General features: G+C 49.9%; 1 rRNA gene. It reads right to left on the bottom strand.

Annotation, left to right across the window (positions count from 1 at the left end):
* A 23S ribosomal RNA gene (locus J582_RS0105580) occupies positions 1-1,216 on the bottom strand; the annotation flags it as partial.

Raw genomic sequence — 1,216 nt, 5'->3', positions numbered from 1 at the left:
TTTCACCCGTTTTGTCGTTACTCACGTCAGCATTCGCACTTCTGATACCTCCAGCATACTTCTCAATACACCTTCATCGGCTTACAGAACGCTCCCCTACCACTTGACTAATGTCAAATCCGCAGCTTCGGCACATAGTTTTAGCCCCGTTACATCTTCCGCGCAGGCCGACTCGACTAGTGAGCTATTACGCTTTCTTTAAAGGGTGGCTGCTTCTAAGCCAACCTCCTAGCTGTCTATGCCTTCCCACATCGTTTCCCACTTAACTATGATTTTGGGGCCTTAGCTGGCGGTCTGGATTGTTTTCCTCTTGACTACGGACGTTAGCACCCGCAGTCTGTCTCCCGGATAGTACTCATAGGTATTCGGAGTTTGCATCGGTTTGGTAAGTCGGGATGACCCCCTAGCCGAAACAGTGCTCTACCCCCTATGGTATTCGTCCGAGGCGCTACCTAAATAGCTTTCGGGGAGAACCAGCTATCACCAGGCTTGATTAGCCTTTCACCCCTATCCACAAGTCATCCCCTGGCTTTTCAACGACAGTGGGTTCGGTCCTCCAGTTAGTGTTACCCAACCTTCAACCTGCTCATGGATAGATCGCCTGGTTTCGGGTCTATACCCAGCAACTAAACGCCCTATTAAGACTCGATTTCTCTACGGCTCCCCTATACGGTTAACCTCGCTACTGAATATAAGTCGCTGACCCATTATACAAAAGGTACGCAGTCACACCACGAAGGTGCTCCCACTGCTTGTATGCATGCGGTTTCAGGATCTATTTCACTCCCCTCACAGGGGTTCTTTTCGCCTTTCCCTCACGGTACTGGTTCACTATCGGTCAGTCAGGAGTATTTAGCCTTGGAGGATGGTCCCCCCATATTCAGACAAGGTTTCACGTGCCTCGCCCTACTCGTCATCATTATGTGTGCCCTTTCGTGTACGGGAATATCTCCCTCTACGTTCGCACTTCCCAGAGCGTTCCACTAAAACACACATAACTTAATGGGCTGATCCCCGTTCGCTCGCCGCTACTGAGGGAATCTCAATTGATTTCTTTTCCTAAGGGTACTGAGATGTTTCACTTCCCCTCGTTCGCCTTGCAACACTATGTATTCATGTTGCAATACCTACCTTAAAGTAGGTGGGTTCCCCCATTCAGACATCTCCGGATCAAAGGATATTTGCCGCCTCCCCGGAGCTTTTCGCAGGCTATCAC

The organism is Acinetobacter sp. 1566109 (assembly GCF_000582255.1).
In the GTDB taxonomy this organism is placed as follows: Bacteria; Pseudomonadota; Gammaproteobacteria; order Pseudomonadales; family Moraxellaceae; genus Acinetobacter; species Acinetobacter nosocomialis.
The sequence above is the reverse complement of the archived record's forward strand: the minus strand, read 5'-3'. Positions and strand labels throughout refer to the sequence as shown.